The following is a 24,218-nucleotide window of genomic DNA, read 5'->3' as shown; positions in this document are numbered from 1 at the left end:
TATCTTCTTTAATTGCTTTTGTTGCATATTTTCTTCTCGGTGGTAATTTTACAGTAGATTTTTCTACAAAGCAGCTTTATCTAATTTTAGCCTTAAGCTTTTTTCCTATGGGTTATGCGTTTTTGGCTTGGAATTATGGTCTTAAATATGGTGATATTAGAATTTTAGGTTTATTCTCTTATATAGCACCAGTTTTATCAATTATTTGGCTCATTATATTTGGGTTAGAGCAATTTAACTATTATATCTTAACTGCGATAATATTAATTATTTCAGGTGCTTTATCCCTAAAGATATTTAAATAACTAAGACAAAATGTAACATAATATCAAACATGTTTAGTAATTAAATAGATATTTTGAAGAGCAGATAAGCTTTGCATGGATTGTTGTTTGATATCATTTGTATTGCTTTATAACTTATTTTTTGGGCAAATGATTTTTTTGATATAGTTTTAATTCTAGAGTAATTAGTGTTACTTGCCCCAAATTCTGCAGAATAAAATAGTGTAGTAATGACATTAAATGAAAGCCTTATATGAGAATAGTTGTTGTATCTGTATGGGAGATACTGGCTTTATTTTACTTAAATATATTAATATAAAAATTATTGCTCAAATACTATGTAGCATAAACACTTATAGCGTTTTAGCTTAATCAGAAACATTTATCAAAGCTCACTCACTTGAATTTTACATAGGTTTTTGTCTTGCACAGGACTAGATTGATGCTAATTAGAAAAGTATGCAATGTGAAAATTTCAGCAGAATTATTTCTATAGTAAAGATAATTTGTGATAACTGCCAATATTAACTAGCTTTGATGCCTAATTTTTCTAATAATTCTAAATCTTGGTTTTCAAGAGGATTGCCTTGAGTCAAAAGTTTTTCGCCGTAAAAGATAGAATTTGCACCAGCAAAAAAACACATGCTTTGCGCTTCTTTGCTCATATTTTGTCTTCCAGCAGATAAACGCACAAAAGACTTAGGAAAGATAATCCTTGCAATAGCAATGGTTTTGATAAATTCAAAAATATCAAATTGTTTTTGGTTTTCAAGGGGTGTTCCTTTAACCGTTTCTAGCATATTTATAGGAATTGATTTGGGTGATTTTCTTAATTTGTTCAGTGTTAAAAGCATTTTCGCACGATCCAACCTTGATTCACCCATACCTAAAATACCTCCAGAGCAAATATTGATATCATTTGCTGCTATATTTTCTAATGTATCTAACCTATCTTGGTATTTTCTAGTACTGATAATTTTTTCATAAAATTCTTCTGAGGAGTCAATATTATGATTATAAAAATCTAAGCCTGCTTCTTTTAATTGTGCTGCCTGTTCTTTTTTTACCATACCAAGTGTCATACAGGTTTCTACCCCTACCTTTTTTACTTCAGTGACAATTTTACAAATTTTCTCAACATCTCTATCATGTAATTCTCGCCAGGCGGCCCCCATGCAAAACCTGCTAGCTCCTGCTTCTTTGGCTTGCTTTGCAGCAGCAGTAATTTTCTCTACATCTAGTAAAGATTCTTTTTCAAGGCCCGTATCATAATGAGCTGATTGTGGACAGTAACTGCAATTTTCAGGACAGCCACCTGTTTTTATGCTGAGTAAGGTCGAAATTTGAACTTGATTGGCGTCAAAATTTGCACGATGGGTTTGATGTGCGTAATGTAACAAATCGTTATAAGGCAATTCATATAATGAGATTACTTCTTCTTCTGTCCAGTTTTTTCGTTCTGCACCAATTTCAAAATTTACTATTTCTTTTGCCATCTAATTAAATATCATGAATAATAACCTAATATTAGTAACAAAATAACATAATGACAAGCCTAGATTTATATTGTACGCAAAAGCTAAATAAATTAGAACATCAAAAAATTTCTCGAGAGCTTAAGAATATTGATATCTTAGGAGAAAATAAGATTAGTTTTAACCATAAGGTTTTGACTAATTTTTCTTCTAATGATTATTTTGGTTTAGCTGAACATCCAGAATTAATGAAAGTGGCAAAGTCAGCTCTTGATAGGTTTGGTATAGGTGCTAAATCATCAAGATTAATATGTGGTAATCACGAATTATATGAGCAATTAGAGTCTAAATTAGCTAACTTTGTAAATAGCCCCAAAGCTCTTGTTTTTGGCAGTGGTTATTTGGCTTCAAGTAGTGTGGTGCCAGTATTATGCGATAGGCATGATTTAATTATAGCGGATAAGTTAATACATTCTTGTTTGTTGGATGGAGCTATGTTGAGCAAAGCTAAATTTTTGCGCTATGAGCATAATAATTTACGGCAGCTAGAAAAGTTAATTTTAGACAATAAAGAAAAATATAAAAAAATTTTAATCATAACAGAGACAATTTTTTCTATGGATGGTGATCATGCAAATATTAATCAAATCATTGAAATTGCAAAAAAATATAAATCTATAATATTAAGCGATAATGCGCATGGCTTTGGTTTAAATGAAAAAACTAATTATTATGAAGGTCATATTAAACTTGGCACTTTATCCAAAGGGATTGGTTGCTATGGTGGCTATGTGGCTGGCTCTGAAGCTTTATGTTCTTTAATGCTAAATAAAGCTAGGGGCTTCATATACAGCACTGCTCTACCTGCCAGCATCATAGCTGCTGCAATTAAAGCAATAGAGTTAATAGAAAAAGGTGATGTAGTGGAGGATTTAAAAAGAAATATAGATTTATTTAGCTGTAAAGCTGGTCTCTCATCTAGATGTAGTCCAATATTTGTTAAAAAATTTGTAACTATAGATCAGATGCAGAAAAAACATAATTACATAATAGAGAATGGTTTTTACACAGGTGCAATCAGGCCCCCAACAGTGAAAGAGCCAAGATTAAGGATAAGTATTAGCGCCACTCATGACAAAAGTGATTTAGTTAAATTAGCAGAATTATTATAGTTTAGGTTGCAACGCTCTTATTTTCTAGAAGATAGTTTGTATTATCTACTTGAATCTAAGACAATTTAGCTTTATGCTGCTGAAAAACTGCGCGTAATATGGAAAGCATTGTAACTAGTTATTTACCAGTATTTATCTTTATCGCCATTGCTATTGGTATTGCGACGGCCTTGCTTATGATACCATTTATTGTAGCGCCAAAAAACTCTAGCAAAAGCAAATTATCCGCTTATGAGTGTGGCTTTGAGCCCGTAGGCGACGCTAGAAGCAAGTTTGATGTTCGTTTTTATTTAGTTGCGATTTTATTTATTATTTTTGATTTAGAAATAGCCTTCTTGTTTCCATGGGCGGTTACTTTAGGTAAAATAGGTTTTCTTGGATATTGCTCTATGATGATGTTTTTAGCTGTTTTAACAATTGGCTTTATTTATGAATGGTTTAAAGGTGCTTTGGAATGGGAGTAGAAAATAAGAAAGCGCAAATTAATATTAAGCAGCAAGATTTAATTTTAAAAGAAGCGATAGATCAAGTTAATAATAGGGGTTTTGTTACCGCTAAATTAGATAGCTTGGTAAATTGGGCAAGGACTGGTTCTTTGTGGCCAATGACTTTTGGCCTAGCTTGTTGTGCTGTTGAGATGATGCATACAGCAGCAGCTCGCTATGATATGGATAGGTTTGGCCTGGTTTTTAGGCCATCACCAAGGCAGTCTGATGTTATGATAGTAGCTGGAACTTTAACTAATAAAATGGCTCCTGCATTAAGGAAGGTGTATGATCAAATGGCTGACCCTAAATGGGTTATTTCAATGGGCTCATGTGCTAATGGTGGTGGTTATTATCATTATTCATATTCTGTGGTGAGGGGTTGCGACAGAGTTGTACCTGTTGATGTTTATGTACCAGGTTGCCCTCCAACTGCTGAAGCTTTGTTATATGGTGTAATGCAGTTGCAAAATAAGATAAAAAGAACTGGCGTTATTAAGAGGGGATAAATGGATAAAAGTCTGATTAATCATCTTGAAGTTAATTTTACTAAGGCATATCAAGCTGAGTTATTTTTCGTCAATGATGAAGCCGTTTTGACAGTTGGAGCGCGCAATATGCATGATTTGTTGCGTAGCTTAAGAGACGATACTAAATGTTTATTTGCTATGTTGGTAAGCATTTGTGGAGTTGATTATCCTCATTTAGAAAAAAGGTTTGAAGTTGTATATAATTTACTAAGCTTAAAAAATAACGCGCGTATCAGAGTAAAGGTTAAGCTAGCAGAAAAGGAATCTATAAGCTCTGTTAGAGACTTGTTTAATGCGGCGGCTTGGTATGAAAGGGAGGCGTTTGATATGTATGGAATCAAATTTTCAGGTGATGTTGATTTACGTAGAATCTTAACTGATTATGGTTTTACACATCATCCTTTGCGGAAAGATTTTCCAGTTACTGGTTATGAAGAAGTAAGATATGATATAGAAAAGAAAGAAGTGGTGTATGAGCCAGTTAAGCTAGATCAAGAATTTAGGGATTTTGATTATTTAAGCCCATGGGAAGGTGACTTTGCTAAACAAATATTACCTGGTGATGAAAAAGCTTTTGATAATTTGGCTATGGAGGAAAAGGTGAAAGATGAAAAATAGCGGTAAAAAAATCAAAAATATGACACTTAATTTTGGGCCGCAGCATCCTGCTGCCCATGGTGTTTTACGTCTTATGTTAGAGTTAGATGGTGAAGTGGTTGATAAGGCGGATGCGCATATTGGTTTACTGCATAGGGGTACAGAAAAGTTAATAGAGCAAAAGACTTACCTTCAAGCTATACCTTATTTTGACCGCTTAGATTATGTCTCCCCAATGAATCAAGAGCATGCTTTTGCTCTTACAGTAGAGAAGTTGTTGAAAACGGAGGTTCCTTTAAGGGCGCAATATATTCGGGTGATGTTTTCTGAGATAACCAGGATTTTAAATCATATTCTAAATATAACTACTCAAGCTCTAGATGTTGGAGCCATGACTCCTTTTTTATGGTTGTTTGAAGAGCGAGAAATAATGATGGGCTTTTATGAAAGAGTTTGTGGTGCTAGATTGCATGCAAATTATTTTAGACCAGGAGGTGTTGCTAAGGATTTGCCGGCTGGTTTGCTTGAGGACATATATAGATATTTTCAGAAGTTTTCTAAACATATTGACGATATGGAGGATATGTTAACAGAAAATCGTATTTTTAAGCAAAGATTAGTAGATATAGGCACGGTATCTAAGGCGCAAGCTATTGATTGGGGTTTTACAGGGCCGATGTTAAGGGGTTCTGGTATTGCTTGGGATTTAAGAAAATCTCAACCATATGATGTATATAATAAAATAAATTTTGATATTCCAATTGGTAAAAATGGTGATTCTTACGATAGATATTTGGTAAGAGTTGAAGAGATGCGTCAATCTGTAAAAATGATTTTGCAATGTTGTGAAGATATGCCAGATGGTGAAATTCAGACTTTGGATAAAAAAATATCGCCACCATCTAGACAAGATATGAAAGATAAGATGGAGTCGTTAATTCATCATTTTAAATTATATACAGAAGGTTATCATGTGCCAGCTGGTGAGACTTATCAAGCGGTAGAGGCGCCAAAAGGAGAGTTTGGAGTTTTCTTGGTTGCAGATGGAACTAATAAGCCTTATAGATGTTATATTAGAGCTCCTGGTTTTGCGCATTTGCAGGGTATAGATTTTATGACAAAAGGTCATATGGTGGCTGATGTGGTCACAGTTATTAGTACGATGGATGTAGTTTTTGGTGAAATTGATAGATAATGGATAAAAAATTTGAATTTAACAAAGAAAATTATCAGCTAGCAAAAGAGATTATTGCAAAATATCCAGCTGGCAAAGAAAAAAGTGCAGTAATGGGTTTGTTGGATCTAGCACAAAGGCAAAATGATGGTTGGATTACTACGGAGGCTATGGATTATATAGCTAGTATAATTAATTTGGCGCCAATTAGAGTTTATGAAGTGGCTACATTTTATTCAATGTATAACTTAAAGCCTGTTGGTAAATTTTTGGTACAAATATGTACTACTACACCTTGCCAGCTTAGAGGAGCCGAGCAGATCATGGCTTCTTGTAAAAAGCATTTAGGTGTGGAGTTGAATGAAACTACCATAGATAAGTTATTTACGATCAAGGAAGTTGAGTGTTTGGGAGCGTGTGTTAATGCGCCAATGGTGCAAATTAATGATGATTATTATGAGGATTTATCTCAGGAAAAAATAATTGAAATTTTAAATATTTTAAAATCAGGTAGAAAAACCGATATTGGTTCGCAAATAGGCAGGAATGCCTCAGAGCCAATTAGTTTCGATAAAAAAGAGGTAAATAGTGCTTAATAATTCTGATAAAATATTTTCAAATTTATATGGCTTTGCAGATGTTTCGCTTGCTGCTGCAAAGAAAAGAGGTGACTGGAAAGATACTAAAAAATTAATTGAGAAAGGTTCTGAGTGGATTATCGAGCAAGTAAAGGCTTCTGGTCTGCGAGGTAGGGGTGGAGCTGGTTTTCCTACAGGTATGAAATGGTCGTTTATTCCAAAAGATGATAACAAAGATCACTATCTAATAGTTAATGCTGACGAATCGGAGCCAGGCACATGCAAAGATCGTGACATTATCAGGCATGAAGCGCATAAAATTATTGAAGGTGCGGTGCTTGCTTGCAAGGCAATTAGAGCTAATAGCTGTTATATCTACATAAGGGGAGAATATTATAATGAAGCAAAAATTTTAGAGAATGCTATAATTGAGGCTAAAAATGCGGGCTTAATTGGCAATAAAGCTTGTGGTTCAGCTCATAATGTTGAGATTTATGTTCATCGTGGTGCGGGTGCTTATATTTGCGGTGAAGAAACCGCAATGTTAGAGTCGATAGAAGGTAATAAAGGCCAGCCAAGATTAAAGCCACCATTTCCAGCTTTAATAGGTTTATATGGTTGTCCAACTATTGTTAATAATGTAGAATCCATTGCTGCAATTCCTACAATATTACGCAGAGGAGCAAAATGGTTTGCGGGTCTTGGTAAAGAAAATAACACAGGTACAAAGATTTTCTGTATTTCAGGCCATGTAAATGAGCCATGTAATGTAGAAGAAGAATTAGGCATACCGCTGAAGGAGCTGATAGAGAATTATGCAGGTGGTGTAATAGGTGGTTGGGATAATTTACTTGCCATTATACCTGGTGGGTCTTCAGTTAGGTTGCTGCCAAAGGAAATTTGCGATGATGTAACTATGGATTTTGATGCATTAGCAAGCCATGGTTCTGGCCTTGGTACAGCAGGTATAATCGTTATGAATAAACAAACGGACCTTATTAAGGCAATAGCAAGATTATCAGCTTTTTATAAGCATGAATCATGTGGTCAATGCACGCCGTGTAGAGAGGGAACGGGATGGTTAATGAGAATTATGAATAGAATGGTAGAGGGTAATGCAAAACCTGAAGAAATAGAGCAATTATATGATTTAACTAAGCGCATAGAAGGTCATACAATTTGTGCTTTAGGAGATGCAGCATCATGGCCTATACAAGGTTTAATAAAGCATTTTAAGCCATTATTATTGGAAAGAATCGAAAGTTACGCTAAATAGATTTAATATGAGCACAGTAAAAATAAAAATAGATAGTAAAGAATATGAAGTTCCAGCTGGAATTACTTTAATTCAAGCTTGTGATTTAGTAGGTGTTGAAATACCTCGCTTTTGTTATCATGATCGTTTATCCGTTGCTGGAAATTGTAGAATGTGCTTAGTAGAGCTAAGTGTAGGCCCTAGAAAGCCTCAAGCTTCATGTGCCACGCAAGTAATGGAGGGTTTGGAAGTAAAAACTGACTCTGACATGGTGAAAAATGCGCGCAATGGCGCAATGGAGTTTTTGCTTGCAAATCACCCTTTAGATTGCCCTATTTGCGATCAAGGTGGAGAGTGTGATTTACAAGATCAAGCGATGTTTTATGGTGCTGGTGAAAGTAGATTTGAAGAAGATAAAAGAGCGGTTAGTTCGAAAGATTTAGGTCCTTTGATTAAAACGCATATGACTAGATGTATACATTGTACTAGATGTGTCAGATTTGTTACAGAAGTTGCTGGTGTTCCAGAATTGGGCGCTGTAAATAGAGGTGAAAGCACTGAAATTACCACTTATGTTGAAAAATCTCTTAGCTCAGAATTGTCAGGTAATATAATAGATTTATGCCCAGTAGGAGCTCTTACATCTAAACCTTATGCTTTTAAGGCTCGTCCCTGGGAATTGACCAAAACAGACTCGATAGATGTTCATGATGCGGTTGGTAGTAATATCAGAGTAGACTCAAGAGCGGGCGAAGTGGTTAGAATTTTACCACGGTTAAATGAGTCAATAAATGAAGAGTGGATTAGTGATAAAACTAGATTTTCTTATGATGGTTTAGCTTTACAAAGATTAGATCGCCCTTACATAAAAAAAGGTGGCAAATTTGTAGAAGCAAGCTATGTGGAGGCGCTAAATTTAATAACAGATAAGGTTTTAGAGGTTAAAGAAACAACTGGTCAAATAGGGGCTTTAGCTGGTGATTTAGCCGATGTGGAGTCAATCTACATTTTGAAAGAATTAATGCAAAATTTAGGTTCTAACAATTATGATGCAAGGCCAAAAAATTCTGTAATGAATAATAGCAATAGATCTGAATATTTGTTCAACACAACTATTGAGTCAATTGAAGAAGCGGATTTATGTTTGTTAATAGGAGTTAATCCAAGAATAGAAGCAGCTATTTTAAATAGTAGAATTAGAAAGCAGCATGTTAATAATAAAGATTTTATTATTGCAAATATTGGGGTTGAACATGATTTAACCTACCCTTATGAGCAGTTGGGTGATTCTCCAGCCATCATAGCAGAGCTTATTTCAGGAAAAAATAATTTTGCTCAAAAGTTAAAAGTGGCTAAAAAGCCTATGATTATAGTTGGTGAGTCAGCTTATATAAGGGATGATGCAGAAGCTCTTATAGGAGAGATAAATAACTTAGTAGAAAAATTTTCAATTAATAAAGAGGGTTGGCAGGGTTTTAATGTGCTGAATAATGCTGCAGCTAGAGTTGGTGCTTTAGATGTAGGTTTTACTCCAGTAGAAAATGGTATGGATACTAAGAGTATGTTTGAAGCCGTTAAGAATAAAAAATTAAACTTAATGTTTTTACTAGGCTATGATCATGCAGATGTAAAAGAGTTAAAAAACAGTTTTAACGTATATATAGGTACGCATGGTGATGCTGGAGTATCGGTTGCAGATGTAATTTTGCCAGCAGCATGTTACACAGAAAAAAATGCCTTATATGTTAATTTAGAAGGAAGAGTGCAGCAAGCCATACAGGCTATCAGACCAATTGGCGAGGCAAAGATTGATTGGGAAATCATAAATGACTTAAAGAAGATGTTGAAATTTGAAAGTTACAAGGATTTAAGAAATTTAAGGGATAATATTTATGGAAAATTTCCTCATCTGGCCAAGCATGATGAAATAACAATATTGGAAGCTGAAAAGTTACCTTTAAAATCAAGTAACAAAAAAATAGCAGATACACCATTTGAGAATTATCTAGATAATTTTTATATGACCAATGCGATCACTAGAAATTCTGTTACTTTAACTAAATGTGTAAAAGAAATATTAGAGAAGAAAAATGTTTGAAGCAGCAATTTTTACAGATTTTAAGCACATAATAGAGATCGTAACTAAAATTATTTTTTTAGTGGCCCCTTTAATCGGTTGTGTAGCTTTTTTAACTTTGTTAGAACGAAAAATAATTGCGGCTATGCAATTAAGAAAGGGTCCCAATGTAGTAGGTCCCTTTGGTTTATTTCAACCTTTAGCAGATGGTATGAAATTAATGTTTAAAGAGCCGATTATCCCATCTGGAGCAAATAAGGTGATATTCTTATTAGCGCCAGTTGTAACATATAGTCTTGCTTTAATTGCATGGGCTGTTATCCCGCTAAGTGAAAATTTTGTAATTGCAGATGTTAATCTTGGGATTTTATATGTGTTAGCTATTTCATCGCTTGGTGTTTATGGTGTGATTATGGCTGGCTGGGCGAGTAATTCAAAATATGCTTTTTTGGGTGCAATTAGATCTTCGGCACAAATGATATCTTACGAGGTGTCAATGGGTGTAATAATAGTAAGTGTATTATTATTAACTGGTAGTTTAGACTTCACTGAAATTGTAAAAGCACAAGCTGATGGTTGGTTTGTTTGGCCTTTATTCCCATTATTCATAATTTTTATTATTTCGATTTTAGCTGAAACCAATCGTCATCCCTTTGACTTACCTGAAGCGGAAGCGGAGTTGGTGGCTGGTTATAATGTAGAATATTCTTCAATGCCATTTGCTTTGTTTTTTCTGGGTGAATATGCAAATATGATTTTAATGTCAGCTATCACCACATTATTATTTTTAGGTGGTTGGCTTGCCCCATTTGAGAGTGAGTTACTTGCATTTTTGCCTGGACAATTTTGGTTTATTTTAAAGACATTATTCATTTTATTTATTTTTATCTGGGTTAGAGCTTCTTTACCAAGATACAGATATGATCAATTAATGAGGTTGGGTTGGAAAGTATTCCTTCCTTTAACATTAATTTGGCTTGTGGGTGAAGCAAGCTTTTTATTCTTTTATGATAAGTTACCAGGTTAAAATGAAGGCAAAAATTTACTTAAAAAGTTTTTTACTATTAGAGATTCTCCAAGGTTTGTTGAAAACCTTTAGGTTTATGTTTAAGAAAAAAGTGACAATTAATTACCCCTATGAGAAAGGACCGATAAGCAACAGATTTAGAGGTGAACATGCTCTAAGGCGTTATCCTAATGGTGAGGAAAGATGTATAGCATGTAAGTTATGTGAAGCAATTTGTCCAGCTCAGGCAATCACCATAAGAGCAGAAGAGCGTGAAGATGGTTCACGAAAAACTACGCAATATGACATAGATATGACGAAATGTATTTATTGTGGTTATTGTGCGGAGGCATGTCCAGTTGATGCTATTGTTGAAGGACCAAATTTTGAGTTTGCAGCTGAGACTAGGGCTGAGTTAATGTATAATAAAGAAAAATTATTAGATAATGGTGATCGCTGGGAAGATGCTTTATTTAAGAATATTGAAGAAGATATAACATATAAATAAGAACCATGAATTTAATCGCATTTTATATTTTTTCAGTTTTATTAATAGCCGCAGCATTATGTGTTATAGTTGCTAAGAATCCTGTACATTCAGTCTTATTTTTAATTTTTAGCTTTTTTTGTACTGCTGGTTTGTTTTTATTGCAAGGTGCAGAATTTCTGGCGTTATTATTAGTAATAATATATGTTGGCGCTGTAGCTATATTATTTTTATTTGTAGTAATGATGCTAAATATAGAGCTGAAAGAGTTTAAAGGCGCATTTTATAAGTTCATACCAGCCATTTTGCTTGCCGCTTTTATTTTGTTCTTTGAGCTATATTATGCTATTTTGTTTGATTTAGATAGCTATGTTCCATCTGCAACTTACGCTATTAATTATAACATTCCCAATATTGAGAATATTGGTCTGATTTTATATACAGATTTTTTCTTGCATTTTCAAATGTCTGGTTTGATTTTATTGTTAGCGATGATAGGCGCAGTAATGTTAACTTTGCGTGAAAGAGAGGGGGTAAGAAAGCAGAAAATAATACAGCAAATTTCTAGAACTAGAGAAGATTCTGTAAAAGTTGTTAAAGTTTTAAGCGGCAAAGGAGTATAATGGAGTTACTGACATATCAAGACATACCAATTAATTATTACATCATTGTTTCAATTTCTATTTTTGTAATAGGGATAATCGGGATGTTATTAAATCGTAAAACAATTATTAACTTTCTAATGTCATTAGAGTTAGTATTGCTTGCGGCAAATATAAATTTTGTAGCATTCTCCGCACATATAGGAGATTTATTAGGGCAAATATTTGTAATGTTTATTTTGACTGTAGCAGCTGCAGAAGTAGCAATAGGTATTGCTATATTGATTGTTTATTTCCGTGAAAAAGGAAATATCGATGCAGAAGAAATTAATTTATTAAAGGGTTAAAATGATTTACGTAAAATTAGCAATTTTTTTACCCTTATTTTCTGCATTATTATCTGCAGTTTTTGCTTTAAGAGATAATAAAAAAACTTTAAATTTATTAAGTAGCATTTTAGTTGCTATAGCAGCTCTAGCTTCGCTTGAGTTGTTTAAAGAAATTATCATAGATAAAGGCTTTTATGATATTCAGCTCTTAGAGTGGATAAGAGTCGGTGATTTCTCTGTTGATTGGGGAATAAAGCTAGATCAGCTATCAGTAACTATGATAGTGGTAGTAAATTTAGTATCTGCGATTGTACATTTTTATTCGCTTGGCTACATGTCAGATCAAAAAAGAGTAAATAGGTTTATGTCCTATTTGTCATTATTTACTTTTTTTATGCTAGTTTTAGTAACATCATCAAATTTAATACAGCTTTTCGTTGGCTGGGAAGGGGTTGGTTTATGTTCATATCTTTTGATTGGCTATTGGTATAAAAAGGAGTCAGCCAATGTCGCCGCATTTAAAGCTTTTATTGTAAATAGAGTAGGTGATTTTGCCTTTTTAATTGGTTTGATGGGTATTTATATATTATTTGGTTCATTTTATTTCGATGATATATTACCAAATGTATTAGCACATAAAGACACCACATTTAGTATCTTTAATTTTCAAGTGAATTACATAGATTTTATTTGCGTTATGTTATTTATTGGTTGTATGGGTAAATCAGCTCAGCTAGGTTTGCATGTTTGGCTACCAGATGCGATGGAGGGCCCAACTCCTGTATCGGCATTAATACATGCAGCTACTATGGTAACAGCAGGAATATTTCTAGTGGTTAGATGTTCAGCTTTATTTGAATTATCAGAAATAGCGCTTCAAATGATGACCATAATTGGTGCATTAACTTGTATATTTGCGGCAACTATTGCAATTACACAAAATGATATCAAAAAAGTTATAGCTTATTCAACTTGTTCACAATTAGGCTATATGTTTTTTGCATGTGGTGTATCTGCATATGCAGCAGGAATGTTTCACTTAGTTACACATGCTTTTTTTAAAGCTTTATTATTTTTATGTGCTGGAAACATAATTGTAGCTGCCGCACATGAACAAGATTTAAGGAAGATGGGCGGTTTGTGGAAAAAAATCCCAGCTACTTACTTGTTGGTATGGATAGGCTCTTTGGCAATAGCAGGTATCCCTCCATTTTCTGGTTATTTCTCTAAAGATATGATTTTAGAAGTAGCTTACATGGCTGATAGTAAATATGGTTTATTTGCCTTTATTTTAGGCCTTACAGCAGCTTTTTTAACTTCTTGTTATTCTTGGAGATTATTATATTTAGTTTTTCACGGGGAATCAAAAGTTAAGCATTTTCATAAAGTTCCACAAATAATGACAATGCCACTATATATATTGGCTTTGGGGGCTATTTTTGTTGGTTATTATGGTTACAACTTTTTTCATGTAGTAAGTGAGAATAGTGAATATTGGGGTGACACTATTACAGTAATGGCTGAGCCTAATATTTTAGCCCTAGCGCATGACATACCTCCTTTGATTAAATATTTGCCATTAATCATATCATTGTTGGGCATTATATTTGCAACCATTTTTTACAAATATAAAAAAGAGTTACCAAGAGCGACAGTTAATAACTTTTATAAGATCTACAAATTATTTCTAAATAAATGGTATTTTGATGAAATTTATCAAAAATATATCATTAGACCTTTTGTGATAATAGCTGGCTGTTTTTATAAAATATTTGATCAAAAAATTATAGATGGCTCAGGCCCAAATGGAGCCGCTTTTGTTGCGAGAAAATTATCAAAAATTGTTAGCCTGTCTCAAACTGGTCATGTTTATCATTATGCATTTTCCTTTGTTTTAGGAATTATCACTTTACTCACTTGGCTAATATTTAAGAATATATAAAATAATGATTATAAATTATCCTTTTTTAAGCACATTAATATTGTTACCTTTAATAGGTGCGTTATTTATTTTTCTATTCATTAGAGATGACTCTAATTTTTCTGTCCAAAATATGACCATTATGGCATTTTGGACTACTATTTTAAACTTTATTATTTCTGTAGTAATATTAGCAAAATATGATTTTTCAGCGTCAGGATTTCAATTTACTGAAAGTCATATATGGATATCTAAATATGATATAGGTTATCGACTTGGTATAGATGGTATATCATTATTGATGATAGTTTTAACTACGGCCTTGATGCCAATTTGTATTTTATGCAGCAAGAATGCTATTAAAAAAAGACATAAAGAATATTTTATCTGCTTTTTGCTTTTAGAAAGTTTTATAATTGGAACTTTTGCTAGTACTGATTTGCTTCTATTTTATATCTTTTTTGAAGTAATATTAATTCCTATGTACTTAATAATTGGTATTTGGGGTGGGAAAAACAGAATATATGCTGCGTATAAATTTTTTCTGTACACATTATTTGGTTCAATTTTGTTTTTACTAGCAATTATAGTAATTGTGATTAAAGCACAAACTACAGACATAGTTGAGCTATATAAGTTAGCACCAGTAATTTTTAGTTTTGATGTGGCAAAATATCTATGGCTTGCGCTGTTTATTGCTTTCGCTGTAAAGGTGCCAATGTGGCCATTTCATACTTGGCTTCCAGACGCGCACGTACAAGCACCAACGGCTGGCTCAGTTATATTAGCTGCGGTATTGTTAAAAATAGGTGCTTATGGTTTACTTAGATTCTCCTTGCCAATGTTTCCTGAGGCAAGTTATTATTTTAAAGATTTTGTTATTATTTTAAGCTTAATTGCAATTATTTATACGTCTATTGTAGCTTTTATACAAACGGACATAAAAAAACTAGTGGCTTATTCATCTGTTGCACATATGGGCTATGTGACCTTGGGTATATTTACTTTTACAGAGCAGGGCTTAGTGGGTGCAGTATTTCAAATGGTAAGTCATGGTATCATTTCCGGTGCCTTGTTTATTTCAATAGGTGTCATTTATAATCGCTTAAATACTAGAAATATTTCAGAGATTGGAGGTCTTGCAAGTGTAATGCCACATTATAGTTTCTTATTTATTATCTTTATGCTGGGCTCTGTGGCGTTGCCAGCAACTAGTGGTTTTGTAGGTGAGTTTTTAATTTTACTTGCGGCATATCAGTCTAGTCCAGAAGTTATGATATTTGCGGCAGTAGGGGTAATATTAGGAGCTATTTATATGTTGTGGCTTGCAAAGCAGCTAATTATGGGGGAGCCTTTAAATAAAAAAATATTGGAGTTAAAAGATCTTAACGTCACTGAAGGATTAACTTTATTACCACTTGCAATTTTGGTTATATATTTTGGTATTCAGCCAGCACCAATCATAAATATGATAGAGTTAAATTTAACAGATCTTCTTAGTAATATTAATTCAGTAGTAGGTAAATAATTATTATGATAAATAATTTACTTAAAATTCCTTTCATACAATATTCAGTATTTACTGAGATTTTTTTAATCATATCAAGTTTGGCATTATTAGTTTTTGGTGTATGTAAAGGCGATAAAGAAACTAAGAAAATAGCTATTTTAGCAACCACTATATTGTTGGTCGCAATTTTTGCAGTCTTATATTCAAATAACGCAATAAATAACCCTTTTGTAGAATATTACCGCGTTGATATTTTTACCACGGTGATAAAATTGTTAATTATAAGTTCGGCAATTATTTCATTATTACTATATATTGGCCATTTAAACTATAACACACATAATTCTCGTTTTGAATATGGCATTATAATTCTGCTCTCTGTAATTGGAATGTTGGTTTTGGTATCAGCTAAAGATTTCCTTACCTTATATATGGGTATAGAACTGCAAAGTTTGGCTCTATATATATTAGCTGCTTTAAATAAAGGGAATTTAAAGTCAACAGAAGCTGGTTTTAAATATTTTGTTTTAGGTGCATTAAGCTCAGCTATATTATTATACGGCATTAGTTTAATTTACGGCTTCACAGGCTCATTATCTTTTCAAGTTATTGCTGCTAATTTGTTAGAAATTGGTACGGGACATCTAGGAATAATAGTTGCTTTAGTGCTTATTGTGATAGCGCTATGTTTTAAAGTTTCAGCGGTACCATTTCACATGTGGACACCTGATGTCTATGAGGGCTCACCAACTCCAGTTACTACATTTCTTGCGACCACACCAAAAATAGCGGCCTTTACAATATTGTTCAGGGTGTTATCTGAAGCTTTTCCATTATATTATGTTGACTGGTCTAATATTTTGGCATTAGTTGCCGTAGCTTCGTTAGTTGTGGGCTCTCTTGGTGCAATTATTCAGCAGAATTTTAAAAGATTACTAGCTTTTAGCTCAATAAACCATGTAGGATTTTTATTGCTTGGCATATTGGTCAATAATAATTTAGGCATGCAGGCTGTGTTAATTTATATATTTATTTATGTGAGTTTAGTGTTTGGTGCTTTTGCATTTTTGATGATAGTAAAGCAAGCGCATCACACAGTGGATAGTGCTGATAAAAGATCTTTAGAAAATATTAACTCTTTTGCAGGCCTCGCAAAAGCTATGCCTTTATCAGCTATAGGTATGGTGATAATATTATTGTCAATGTCGGGTTTACCGCCATTTGCTGGTTTCTTTGGCAAATTTTCAATTTTCCAGGCGGCATTAGATAGCCCTTTTTACTTTATTGCAATTATAGCTGCCATTTCTGCAGTTATAAGTGCTTTTTATTATATTAAAATTATCAAAATAATGTTTTTTGATGATTTAACCGACAATTACAATAAGAAAGCAACTTTTCTAACCAAGTTAATATTTACAATTATGGTGTTGTTTAACTTTTTATTTTTTATTAAGGCAGATTTTATATTTAAATTAACAGATAATGTGGTTGAGTATTTATTTTAATGAAACCAATATTTGATCCTTTAAATCCAAATGTAATTATTTTTGACTGTTTAGACTCTACTTCTAGCGAAGCAGACCGTATGATTAAGTCGGGTTATGCAGATCATGGTTTAATTATTTGGGCAAGAGAGCAGCAATCTGGCCATGGTAGATATGGTAGGAAGTGGATTTCTAGAGATGGTAATTTGACTTTCTCTGTGATTATAAATAATGATAGCAAAGTTAAGAACCTAGCTATTTATCCTTTTTTAACAGCTTTAGCTATTAAGGATGCTTTGTTAGAGTTAAATAAATCCTTAGAAATAAACTTTAAATGGCCTAATGATATTCTGCTACATGATAAAAAAATAGCAGGGATATTATATGAGTCAAAAATATCTGGTGATGAAGTAAATTTTCTTGTTTGTGGTATTGGTTTAAATATAACATCTTCACCAAGTGAAATTAATACGGCTTCATCTTTGCATGAAGAAAATATATATAACATTACAGCAGATCAAATAATTTTTAGAATTATCCAAAATATGGATAAATATTTTAAATTATTAGAAAAAAATAATGCAGAAACAAAAATTTATAATTTATGGCTAGAAAATGCTTATAAATTAGGTGAGGAGCTTGTTGTTATTTCTGGTAATGACAAAATGAAAGGTAAGTTTGAGACTATTGAAGATGGGAACTTAATTTTGCTTGATCATAATGAGCGTCATGTTATTTCCACTGGCGATGTTTTTTTCTCTGATGATGATAAAATTATTACGGCTGCAAGTAATATGGAATTTACCAATGTCACTTTTTTGAATATCAATAAAAATAAGAAAAAATAATGTTATTAGCAATTGATATCGGTAATAGCAACACTGTATTAGGATTTTACAGAAATGATAAAATTATTTACAGTCACCGTTTTGTTACTAAAACTAAAATTACCACGGATGAATTAAAGGCTAAATTTTTTAATATTTTAAATTTCTGTGAAATAAAAAAAGAAGTAGTTGAAGCTGTATTAATAGCAAGTGTGGTCCCTAATTTAAATCAAGTATATAACTTATTGGGAACTGACTATTTTAATAGTGAAGTATTTTTTGTGCGCGATTTTAATAAGAATTTTCCTTTAAAAATCAAGGTTGATAATGTGTTGGAGGTAGGTGATGATAGGCTTGTAAATGCGCTGGCTGCGTATGACCGTTTTAAAAATAATTTAATTATTATAGATTTTGGCACTGCTATCACTTTTGATGTAGTTACGAAGTTAGATGGTTATTTAGGTGGGTTAATTTTTCCTGGTGTAAATTTAGCTTTGGAATATTTTCCAAGTGCAACAGCAAAATTACCTAAAATAGAATTAGAGTTTCCGAAGCAAGTAACAGGCAGCAACACTATAAGCGCCATGCAAAGTGGCGTTACTTATGGCTATTTGATGATGATAGAGGGTATTGTTAAAAAAATATGTGCTGAGCATAATTGTGCTTTCAAAATTATAGCAACAGGTGGTATGGGTGAAGTTTTTTATAGCAACTCTGAGATAATAGAGTATTATGATGCTGACCTGACTTTAGATGGTCTAAACAAATTATATAAGAAAATAAAGTGACGATAAATTTTAGCAAATATAAAGATAAATTCATTTTTGTTCCATTAGGAGGCGCAAAAGAGATTGGTATGAATCTTAACCTTTATCACTATCAAGGAAAGTGGATTATTATTGATATGGGTATTGGCTTTTATAATGAAATAGCTGGTATTGATGTAGTAGTGCCAGATATTAGTTTTTTGCAGGAGATAAAGAAGGATATACTTGCTATTATAATAACTCATGCCCATGAAGATCACCTAGGAGCAGTACAATATTTGTGGGAAGAGGTAAAATTACCAATTTACACTTCTAAATTTACAGGCGCATTTTTAATTGAAAAACTAAAAGAGTATAAATTAGATAAAGTTGTACCAATTAAAATAGAAGAAGCGAGGAAGCCTTTTAAGATAGGTCCTTTTGATATTGAATTATTTGAAATTAACCACTCCGTGCCAGAGATGAATGCTGCCATAATTTCAACTCCTGAAGGTAATGTTTTTCACACAGGTGATTGGAAGTTTGATAATAATCCTGTAATAGGGAAAGCGGATGATTATAGTGAAATAGCCAAAGTTGGTAAAATGGGTATCTCTGCAATGGTCTGCGATTCAACTAATGTCTTTAGTGAAGGCTCATGTGGATCTGAGGGTGATTTGCAAAAAAGTGTTATAGATATTGTTAAGCAGCAAAACAACCTTGTTGTAGTTGCAACATTTGCTTCAAATTTATCTAGGGTAATTACCATTATAAAAGCTGCGCAAGTAGCCAAAAGAAAAATAGTAATTTGCGGTAGAGCCTTAGAAAGAATTATTAAAATTGGTGCTGATTTAGGTTATATTAAAGATATGTCTGATTTTATTGATCGCAGTCAGATAAAGAGTCATCCACGTAATAAATTATTAATAATGGCTACAGGTTGCCAAGGTGAGGATAGGGCGGCAATTAGAAGAATCGCGCATGATATATACCCAAATGTTAGATTGCAAAAGAATGATACTGTAATTTTCTCATCAAAAATTATACCAGGTAATGAATTAAAGATTGGTAAAGTATTAAACCAATTAGCAAAAAAACAAATTCATATTCTAACTGAAAAAGATCATTTTGTACACGTATCTGGTCATCCATATCGAGACGATCTTAAAAAGATGTATGAGCTGGTCAAGCCACAAACAGCAATTCCTGTGCATGGCGAAATTATGCATATTAATGAGCATGCAAATTTTGCAGAAAATATGGGTGTAAAAAATATATTAAGAGTAACTAATGGCTCAGTAGTAATATTAGACAAAAAATCACCACAAATAATTGGTGAGGTTAAAACTGGTTATTTAGGTGTAGATGGAAATAGTTTGCTAGATATTAATAGCAGTGTATTTAAGCAAAGAAACCACATTGCTAGTAATGGCATAGTAATTGTAAATATTCAGATATCAAAATCAGGAAAATTATTAGAAAAGCCTATAATAAGGGGGCCTGGTCTGTTTCATAATGATCTAGATGTTGATATTATTCATTATTTAACTGATAGATTGGCAAATAATTTAACCAAGAATTTACCAGCCTACATTAGAAAAGATAAGAAGGGTAAAAATATTATTATAAAGGAGAATGCGATAATTGCAGATGTAGTTACAGATCTTAAAAAACTACTAGCTCAAAGTATTAATAAAAAGCCTGCTATAGAAGTATTTGTTTCTAGCTTTTAATAATAATTACATAATAATTAGTTCATATAACTAGGCTATTATGAGATATTTCTACGTAATTTTATTTGTTGTTTTGAGTTCTTGTTCTGCTGCTAAAAAAGAGTTAGTAGATGAGAATAGCATAATATTTTCTGATAAGGAGTCTGCTTATTTACTATATGATCTAGAAAAGAACACTTTAATTGATAGTCATAATATAGATAAAGCTCTTACGCCAGCATCTTTATTTAAGATTGTTACAGCATATGCGGCATTAGAAATTTTAGGATCTGAGTATAAGTTTGAAACTAAGATTCTATATAATGGTAAGCTTAAAGATGGTGTGCTTTATGGTGATTTAATTATTCAGGGCTTAGGTGATCCTTCATTAAATTATCAAGATTTATATAATATTGCGCAATTAATTAAGCTAAATGGAATCAAGGAAGTTAAAGGAAATTTATTATATAATGATAATTATTTCATTAATTTAAAAGCAATTAATGATAAACAGCCTGCTTCCATATATAATCCTGGTTTGTCGTCATTACTTATAAAAGAAAGTAATTTTGCGGTTGAGTTTAATGATAACAGAAAGCTTTTTACTGTACCAAAATTAGATTATTTGAGTTTTAAGCTAAGCTATAAATATCAAGTACCAGAATATAAAAAGCGAGGTAAGTGGTTTTTAAGCAAGCAAAAACATTATCTCCCAGCAAAAGATACTTCTAGATTTTTTATGGAAATATTAGCGCAGAATATGGCGCAAGAAAAAATCAAAATAAGAAAAATTTCTAAATCTTCTGATCTGACAAATGCAAAAAAAATATTTAGTTATACAGGAGACTCTTTTTTAGATATTATTAGAGATAATTTACAATATAGCGAGAATATTGTTAGTGAAATTTTGTTGCTGCACACTGCCAGGAAATTGAGTTGTAAAGTAATTAGCCTAGCTGATGCAGCTAATTGTATTAAAGTTTGGTATAGTAAAAAATACAATAATTTAGAGTGGTTAAATTTAGATTGGTCAAATGGCTCTGGTTTATCAAGTGATACTAAAATAGCTGCGAGTCATTTACTTGAAATACTCAAGTCATTAAGCATGCAACAATATAAAAATAATTTTGGGGCTAGTTTGTTTGCTGTATCTGGTGTGGAGGGAACTTTAACCAGAAAATTTCGAGAATATCCATTAAATATTTGGGGTAAAACAGGCACTATGTATTATATTTCAGCCACAGCTGGTTATTTATATGATAAGGGAAATAAATATGTTTTTGTAATCATGGCTAATAATTCAAATGCAAGGAAGGAAATAGATGATTTACAGTTAGATCGTAATAAATATGAAGAATATCAAGATAAAATTAGCGAGGCTGGGGAATGGAAAGATTTGGCATTGGAATATCAGGAAGAATTAATTTCAAAGTGGCTTGATAATTAACACAAGTATATTCTTGGATGAAATATTCATTAATATGACTATATTATATTAATGAAGTTAAGAAAATATATTTTGAATTATTATTTACTATGTTCTAATCAGATAAGTGGTTCACTGTTAGACTAGCTATAAGTAAAATAATGGTTTGCGCTATGTTGTAAAAGTTTTTTTTATAAAAGCGCTTGATTATTAGCTGTTAAGATGTATTATTTGCCTTCTTTTTAATTATTATACAGTAAAATTATGGCTTTATACGAGTCTACATTTATAGCAAACCAAGAGCTAACATCTAAACAAGTAGATGATCTTGCTCAAAATTTCATTGATTTTCTTAAGCACGCGGGAGGAAAGTTAATTAAGCAAGAATATTGGGGAGTTCGCAACTTTGCATATACAATTAAAAAGCAGAAGAAGGGTCACTATGTAATGCTTTGTATTGAAGCTGAGCCCGAAGCTTTGGAATCTCTAAATAAAAAGATTTCTACTAGAGAGGAAGTTTTGAAGCTAATAAATTTTAAAGTTGATGCTTTTTCAGCAAACACTTCTAACCTCGCTAAAACAGACGAAGATTAATTAAGGTATAAATGGCTACGCACAATAAATACAACCAAGATAACGAATCTAAAGAAGATAATTTAAAGCTTATTCACAACGCTGCGTCACTTCTTTACATGAGAAAAAACAATCTTAATGCAAAGACTAGATCATGTCCTTTAGAGGGTGTTGGAGCAGATTTGATAAATTACAAAAACATTAAATTGTTAGAGCAATTTGTGTCTGAGAGAGGTAAAATTTTACCTAGTAGAATAACAGGTGTTCATGCTAAGAAGCAAAGAGCTCTGAAAAAAGAGATTAAAAGAGCAAGAGCTTTAGCTTTGTTGCCTTACGAGTATATTTAATAGAGGATTAAATGGAAATTATTTTAGTAGAAAAAGTAGAAAAGCTAGGCGATATAGGAGATATAGTTAAAGTTAAAAGTGGCTATGGAAGAAACTTTTTGCTTAGACAGAATAAAGCTTTGAGAGCTACAGAAGATAATAAGAAAGTTTTTGAAGCTCAGAAAAAAGAGATCTTAGCTAGAAATGAGACTGTTAAAGTGGATGCTAAAAAGATATTTGACAAAATAAATAACAAGCAAGTTGTAGTATTAACGCAAGCAAGTGATGAAGGTAGATTGTTTGGATCTATCATGCCTAAAGATATTGCTATAAAATTATCAGCTGATAATGAGATAGAAGTTAAAAAAAGCCAAATAGTTTTAGCTGAATCTATAAGAAAAGTTGGTATATACCCCGCTAAAGTCAGAATACACGCAGATTACCTAGCTACTGTTAATGTTAATATAGCTAGAAGTGAAAAAGAAGCTGAATCCAATTTAGTTGAGCAAAAAGGCGAGACAGAGCAAATTTCTGAGGAAAATATAGCTGAATCTAGTCAAGATATAGTAGCGTAATAAAAAGTTATAGCTTTATTTTACCTTTAGTAGGCATAACTACTCTTGTTTAATTAAAGATTGTTACTTACCAAAAGGCTGGCTCCTTCTTTTTGCACCCATTATTACCACTTAATCAAGGGAACACCTGTATTTACTGGATGTATACTTAGCAGAGCAAACTAAAAAACAATATATTTCGATTTACCTAACTATCAATTAACCCAAAAGCATGCTCAAAGTTTTAACTCTTTAGTTGAGTTAAGATTAAGCAAATTTCTTGCTGTAAAATTTTGATCATGCTGAAAAATTTGTTTGCTAACATCTGGGGTAATTTTTTTGTCAACAGGTAAGAAAGACCCTTTGCATCATTTCCTATTATTAGGTTCTAGGGAGATTATTGGTGCAGATAAAAAGGGGTTTTTACATCTGGCTAACTATCGTGTAATGGCAAGCATTGCTGCATCTCTTTATACCTATTTACAAGCATTTATTACTATACTGACAGGTAGATTATAGTAGCACAAAAAGAGCCAGTCAACTTTGTGCCTAGAAGACACTACTCACTCAAAAAAGGGGTGTGACTTCATGTGTTTGTGATATGTCTAACGCTCGTGTGTACTCTAAGATTAACCAAATTTTATAGTTTTACTCGTGTTCTTGTTCAATATTTCTTATATAATATAGACTGAGCAACATTTAATTATACAGTAAATTATTTTATTTCAGATATATTTTAGAATATATATAGCTAAATATTTTTAATAATTATTGAATCTAAAATTCTAATTAAGGTTAAAATTTTGCTTTTCAGTTTTTTATAATATAATTTTAGGCAAAGATGTTGTTCTGATTTATCTAATAGTTAAATAGAAACCCTGATATTTTTTGTAAATACTCAATTGGTTAGTTTATAGTATTAGCTATTTTCTATTATAGCACAGCTAAATAGCTTCTATTAATAAAAGTTAGTATAATTAATATTATATTTTAGACCTTTTTATACTATAGTTAAATTAATGTAGATTAATTAAAGTTTTGCTACAGCTTAAAATTAGTTGTAGATTTCGATTACCTAATAATTTTTC

The 24,218-nt window shown here is 32.2% G+C and carries 24 protein-coding genes; 23 read left to right on the top strand and 1 reads right to left on the bottom strand.

The annotated features are described in order from the left end of the window. Positions 1-305 (top strand): DMT family transporter (locus HOH73_05625; protein ID MBT5828337.1); only part of this gene is annotated, 305 nt, incomplete at its 5' end. 503 nt (positions 306-808) lie between these two features. On the opposite strand, the gene bioB is transcribed toward HOH73_05625, so the two are convergent. Further along, complete coding sequence (gene bioB / locus HOH73_05620; GenBank protein MBT5828336.1) at positions 809-1,780, bottom strand: biotin synthase BioB; 972 nt, start codon at positions 1,778-1,780, stop codon at positions 809-811. Positions 1,781-1,830: 50 nt separating this feature from the next. Here bioB and HOH73_05615 point away from each other — a divergent pair, with 50 nt between their 5' ends. The 22 genes from HOH73_05615 to rplI all read left to right on the top strand — a co-directional run bounded on the left by HOH73_05615 (position 1,831) and on the right by rplI (position 23,151). Continuing rightward, positions 1,831-2,931, top strand: coding sequence for a pyridoxal phosphate-dependent aminotransferase family protein (locus tag HOH73_05615; GenBank protein ID MBT5828335.1), 1,101 nt, complete (start codon positions 1,831-1,833; stop codon positions 2,929-2,931). 98 nt (positions 2,932-3,029) lie between these two features. Beyond that, the gene (ndhC, locus tag HOH73_05610) at positions 3,030-3,395 is read left to right on the top strand and encodes an NAD(P)H-quinone oxidoreductase subunit 3 (GenBank protein ID MBT5828334.1); all 366 of its coding nucleotides are present in this window, start codon (positions 3,030-3,032) and stop codon (positions 3,393-3,395) included. Then, positions 3,386-3,925: an NADH-quinone oxidoreductase subunit B gene (locus HOH73_05605; protein ID MBT5828333.1), complete on the top strand. Its 540-nt coding sequence runs from the start codon at positions 3,386-3,388 to the stop codon at positions 3,923-3,925. The genes ndhC and HOH73_05605 overlap by 10 nt, the downstream gene beginning before the upstream one ends. Beyond that, positions 3,926-4,564, top strand: a complete 639-nt coding sequence (locus HOH73_05600) for an NADH-quinone oxidoreductase subunit C (GenBank protein ID MBT5828332.1) — start codon at positions 3,926-3,928, stop codon at positions 4,562-4,564. It begins immediately after the preceding gene. Further along, on the top strand, positions 4,554-5,738 hold the full coding sequence (locus HOH73_05595; GenBank protein MBT5828331.1) for an NADH-quinone oxidoreductase subunit D: 1,185 nt from the start codon (positions 4,554-4,556) through the stop codon (positions 5,736-5,738). The genes HOH73_05600 and HOH73_05595 overlap by 11 nt, the downstream gene beginning before the upstream one ends. Next, positions 5,738-6,313 carry an NADH-quinone oxidoreductase subunit NuoE gene (nuoE, locus tag HOH73_05590; protein MBT5828330.1) on the top strand — a complete coding sequence of 192 codons (576 nt, stop codon included), beginning with the start codon at positions 5,738-5,740 and terminating at the stop codon, positions 6,311-6,313. The genes HOH73_05595 and nuoE overlap by 1 nt, the downstream gene beginning before the upstream one ends. Then, the gene (nuoF, locus tag HOH73_05585; GenBank protein ID MBT5828329.1) at positions 6,306-7,571 is read left to right on the top strand and encodes an NADH-quinone oxidoreductase subunit NuoF; all 1,266 of its coding nucleotides are present in this window, start codon (positions 6,306-6,308) and stop codon (positions 7,569-7,571) included. Before nuoE ends, nuoF begins: the two co-directional genes overlap by 8 nt. 7 nt (positions 7,572-7,578) lie before the next feature. Then, positions 7,579-9,648: an NADH-quinone oxidoreductase subunit G gene (locus tag HOH73_05580; protein MBT5828328.1), complete on the top strand. Its 2,070-nt coding sequence runs from the start codon at positions 7,579-7,581 to the stop codon at positions 9,646-9,648. Next, positions 9,641-10,654, top strand: coding sequence for an NADH-quinone oxidoreductase subunit NuoH (nuoH, locus tag HOH73_05575; protein ID MBT5828327.1), 1,014 nt, complete (start codon positions 9,641-9,643; stop codon positions 10,652-10,654). The genes HOH73_05580 and nuoH overlap by 8 nt, the downstream gene beginning before the upstream one ends. 1 nt (position 10,655) lies before the next feature. Next, positions 10,656-11,141 (top strand): NADH-quinone oxidoreductase subunit NuoI, encoded by a 486-nt coding sequence (nuoI, locus tag HOH73_05570; GenBank protein MBT5828326.1) that lies wholly within the window; start codon positions 10,656-10,658, stop codon positions 11,139-11,141. A 5-nt stretch (positions 11,142-11,146) separates the two neighbouring features. Beyond that, entirely contained in the window at positions 11,147-11,743 is a 597-nt protein-coding gene (locus HOH73_05565) for an NADH-quinone oxidoreductase subunit J (GenBank protein MBT5828325.1), read from the top strand. Next, the gene (nuoK, locus tag HOH73_05560) at positions 11,743-12,069 is read left to right on the top strand and encodes an NADH-quinone oxidoreductase subunit NuoK (GenBank protein MBT5828324.1); all 327 of its coding nucleotides are present in this window, start codon (positions 11,743-11,745) and stop codon (positions 12,067-12,069) included. The genes HOH73_05565 and nuoK overlap by 1 nt, the downstream gene beginning before the upstream one ends. A gap of 1 nt (position 12,070) precedes the next feature. After that, a complete protein-coding gene (nuoL, locus tag HOH73_05555) occupies positions 12,071-13,993 on the top strand; it encodes an NADH-quinone oxidoreductase subunit L (protein ID MBT5828323.1) in 1,923 nt (640 codons plus the stop codon). Positions 13,994-14,000: 7 nt separating this feature from the next. After that, complete coding sequence (locus tag HOH73_05550) at positions 14,001-15,500, top strand: NADH-quinone oxidoreductase subunit M (GenBank protein MBT5828322.1); 1,500 nt, start codon at positions 14,001-14,003, stop codon at positions 15,498-15,500. A gap of 5 nt (positions 15,501-15,505) precedes the next feature. Further along, positions 15,506-16,987, top strand: coding sequence for an NADH-quinone oxidoreductase subunit N (locus HOH73_05545; GenBank protein ID MBT5828321.1), 1,482 nt, complete (start codon positions 15,506-15,508; stop codon positions 16,985-16,987). Then, positions 16,987-17,814, top strand: a complete 828-nt coding sequence (locus HOH73_05540; GenBank protein ID MBT5828320.1) for a biotin--[acetyl-CoA-carboxylase] ligase — start codon at positions 16,987-16,989, stop codon at positions 17,812-17,814. The genes HOH73_05545 and HOH73_05540 overlap by 1 nt, the downstream gene beginning before the upstream one ends. Further along, positions 17,814-18,581 (top strand): type III pantothenate kinase, encoded by a 768-nt coding sequence (locus HOH73_05535; protein ID MBT5828319.1) that lies wholly within the window; start codon positions 17,814-17,816, stop codon positions 18,579-18,581. The genes HOH73_05540 and HOH73_05535 overlap by 1 nt, the downstream gene beginning before the upstream one ends. Continuing rightward, positions 18,578-20,272: a ribonuclease J gene (locus HOH73_05530; protein ID MBT5828318.1), complete on the top strand. Its 1,695-nt coding sequence runs from the start codon at positions 18,578-18,580 to the stop codon at positions 20,270-20,272. Before HOH73_05535 ends, HOH73_05530 begins: the two co-directional genes overlap by 4 nt. Before the next feature lie 40 nt (positions 20,273-20,312). Then, a complete protein-coding gene (locus HOH73_05525; GenBank protein ID MBT5828317.1) occupies positions 20,313-21,698 on the top strand; it encodes a hypothetical protein in 1,386 nt (461 codons plus the stop codon). Positions 21,699-21,941: 243 nt separating this feature from the next. Continuing rightward, positions 21,942-22,271 carry a 30S ribosomal protein S6 gene (rpsF, locus tag HOH73_05520; protein ID MBT5828316.1) on the top strand — a complete coding sequence of 110 codons (330 nt, stop codon included), beginning with the start codon at positions 21,942-21,944 and terminating at the stop codon, positions 22,269-22,271. A gap of 98 nt (positions 22,272-22,369) precedes the next feature. Then, a complete protein-coding gene (locus HOH73_05515; GenBank protein ID MBT5828315.1) occupies positions 22,370-22,597 on the top strand; it encodes a 30S ribosomal protein S18 in 228 nt (75 codons plus the stop codon). An 11-nt stretch (positions 22,598-22,608) separates the two neighbouring features. After that, on the top strand, positions 22,609-23,151 hold the full coding sequence (gene rplI / locus HOH73_05510) for a 50S ribosomal protein L9 (GenBank protein MBT5828314.1): 543 nt from the start codon (positions 22,609-22,611) through the stop codon (positions 23,149-23,151). Positions 23,152-24,218 lie beyond the last annotated feature (1,067 nt).

It is taken from the genome of Alphaproteobacteria bacterium (assembly GCA_018667735.1).
Taxonomy (GTDB): Bacteria; Pseudomonadota; Alphaproteobacteria; order Rickettsiales; family JABIRX01; genus JABIRX01.
The sequence above is the reverse complement of the archived record's forward strand: the minus strand, read 5'-3'. Positions and strand labels throughout refer to the sequence as shown.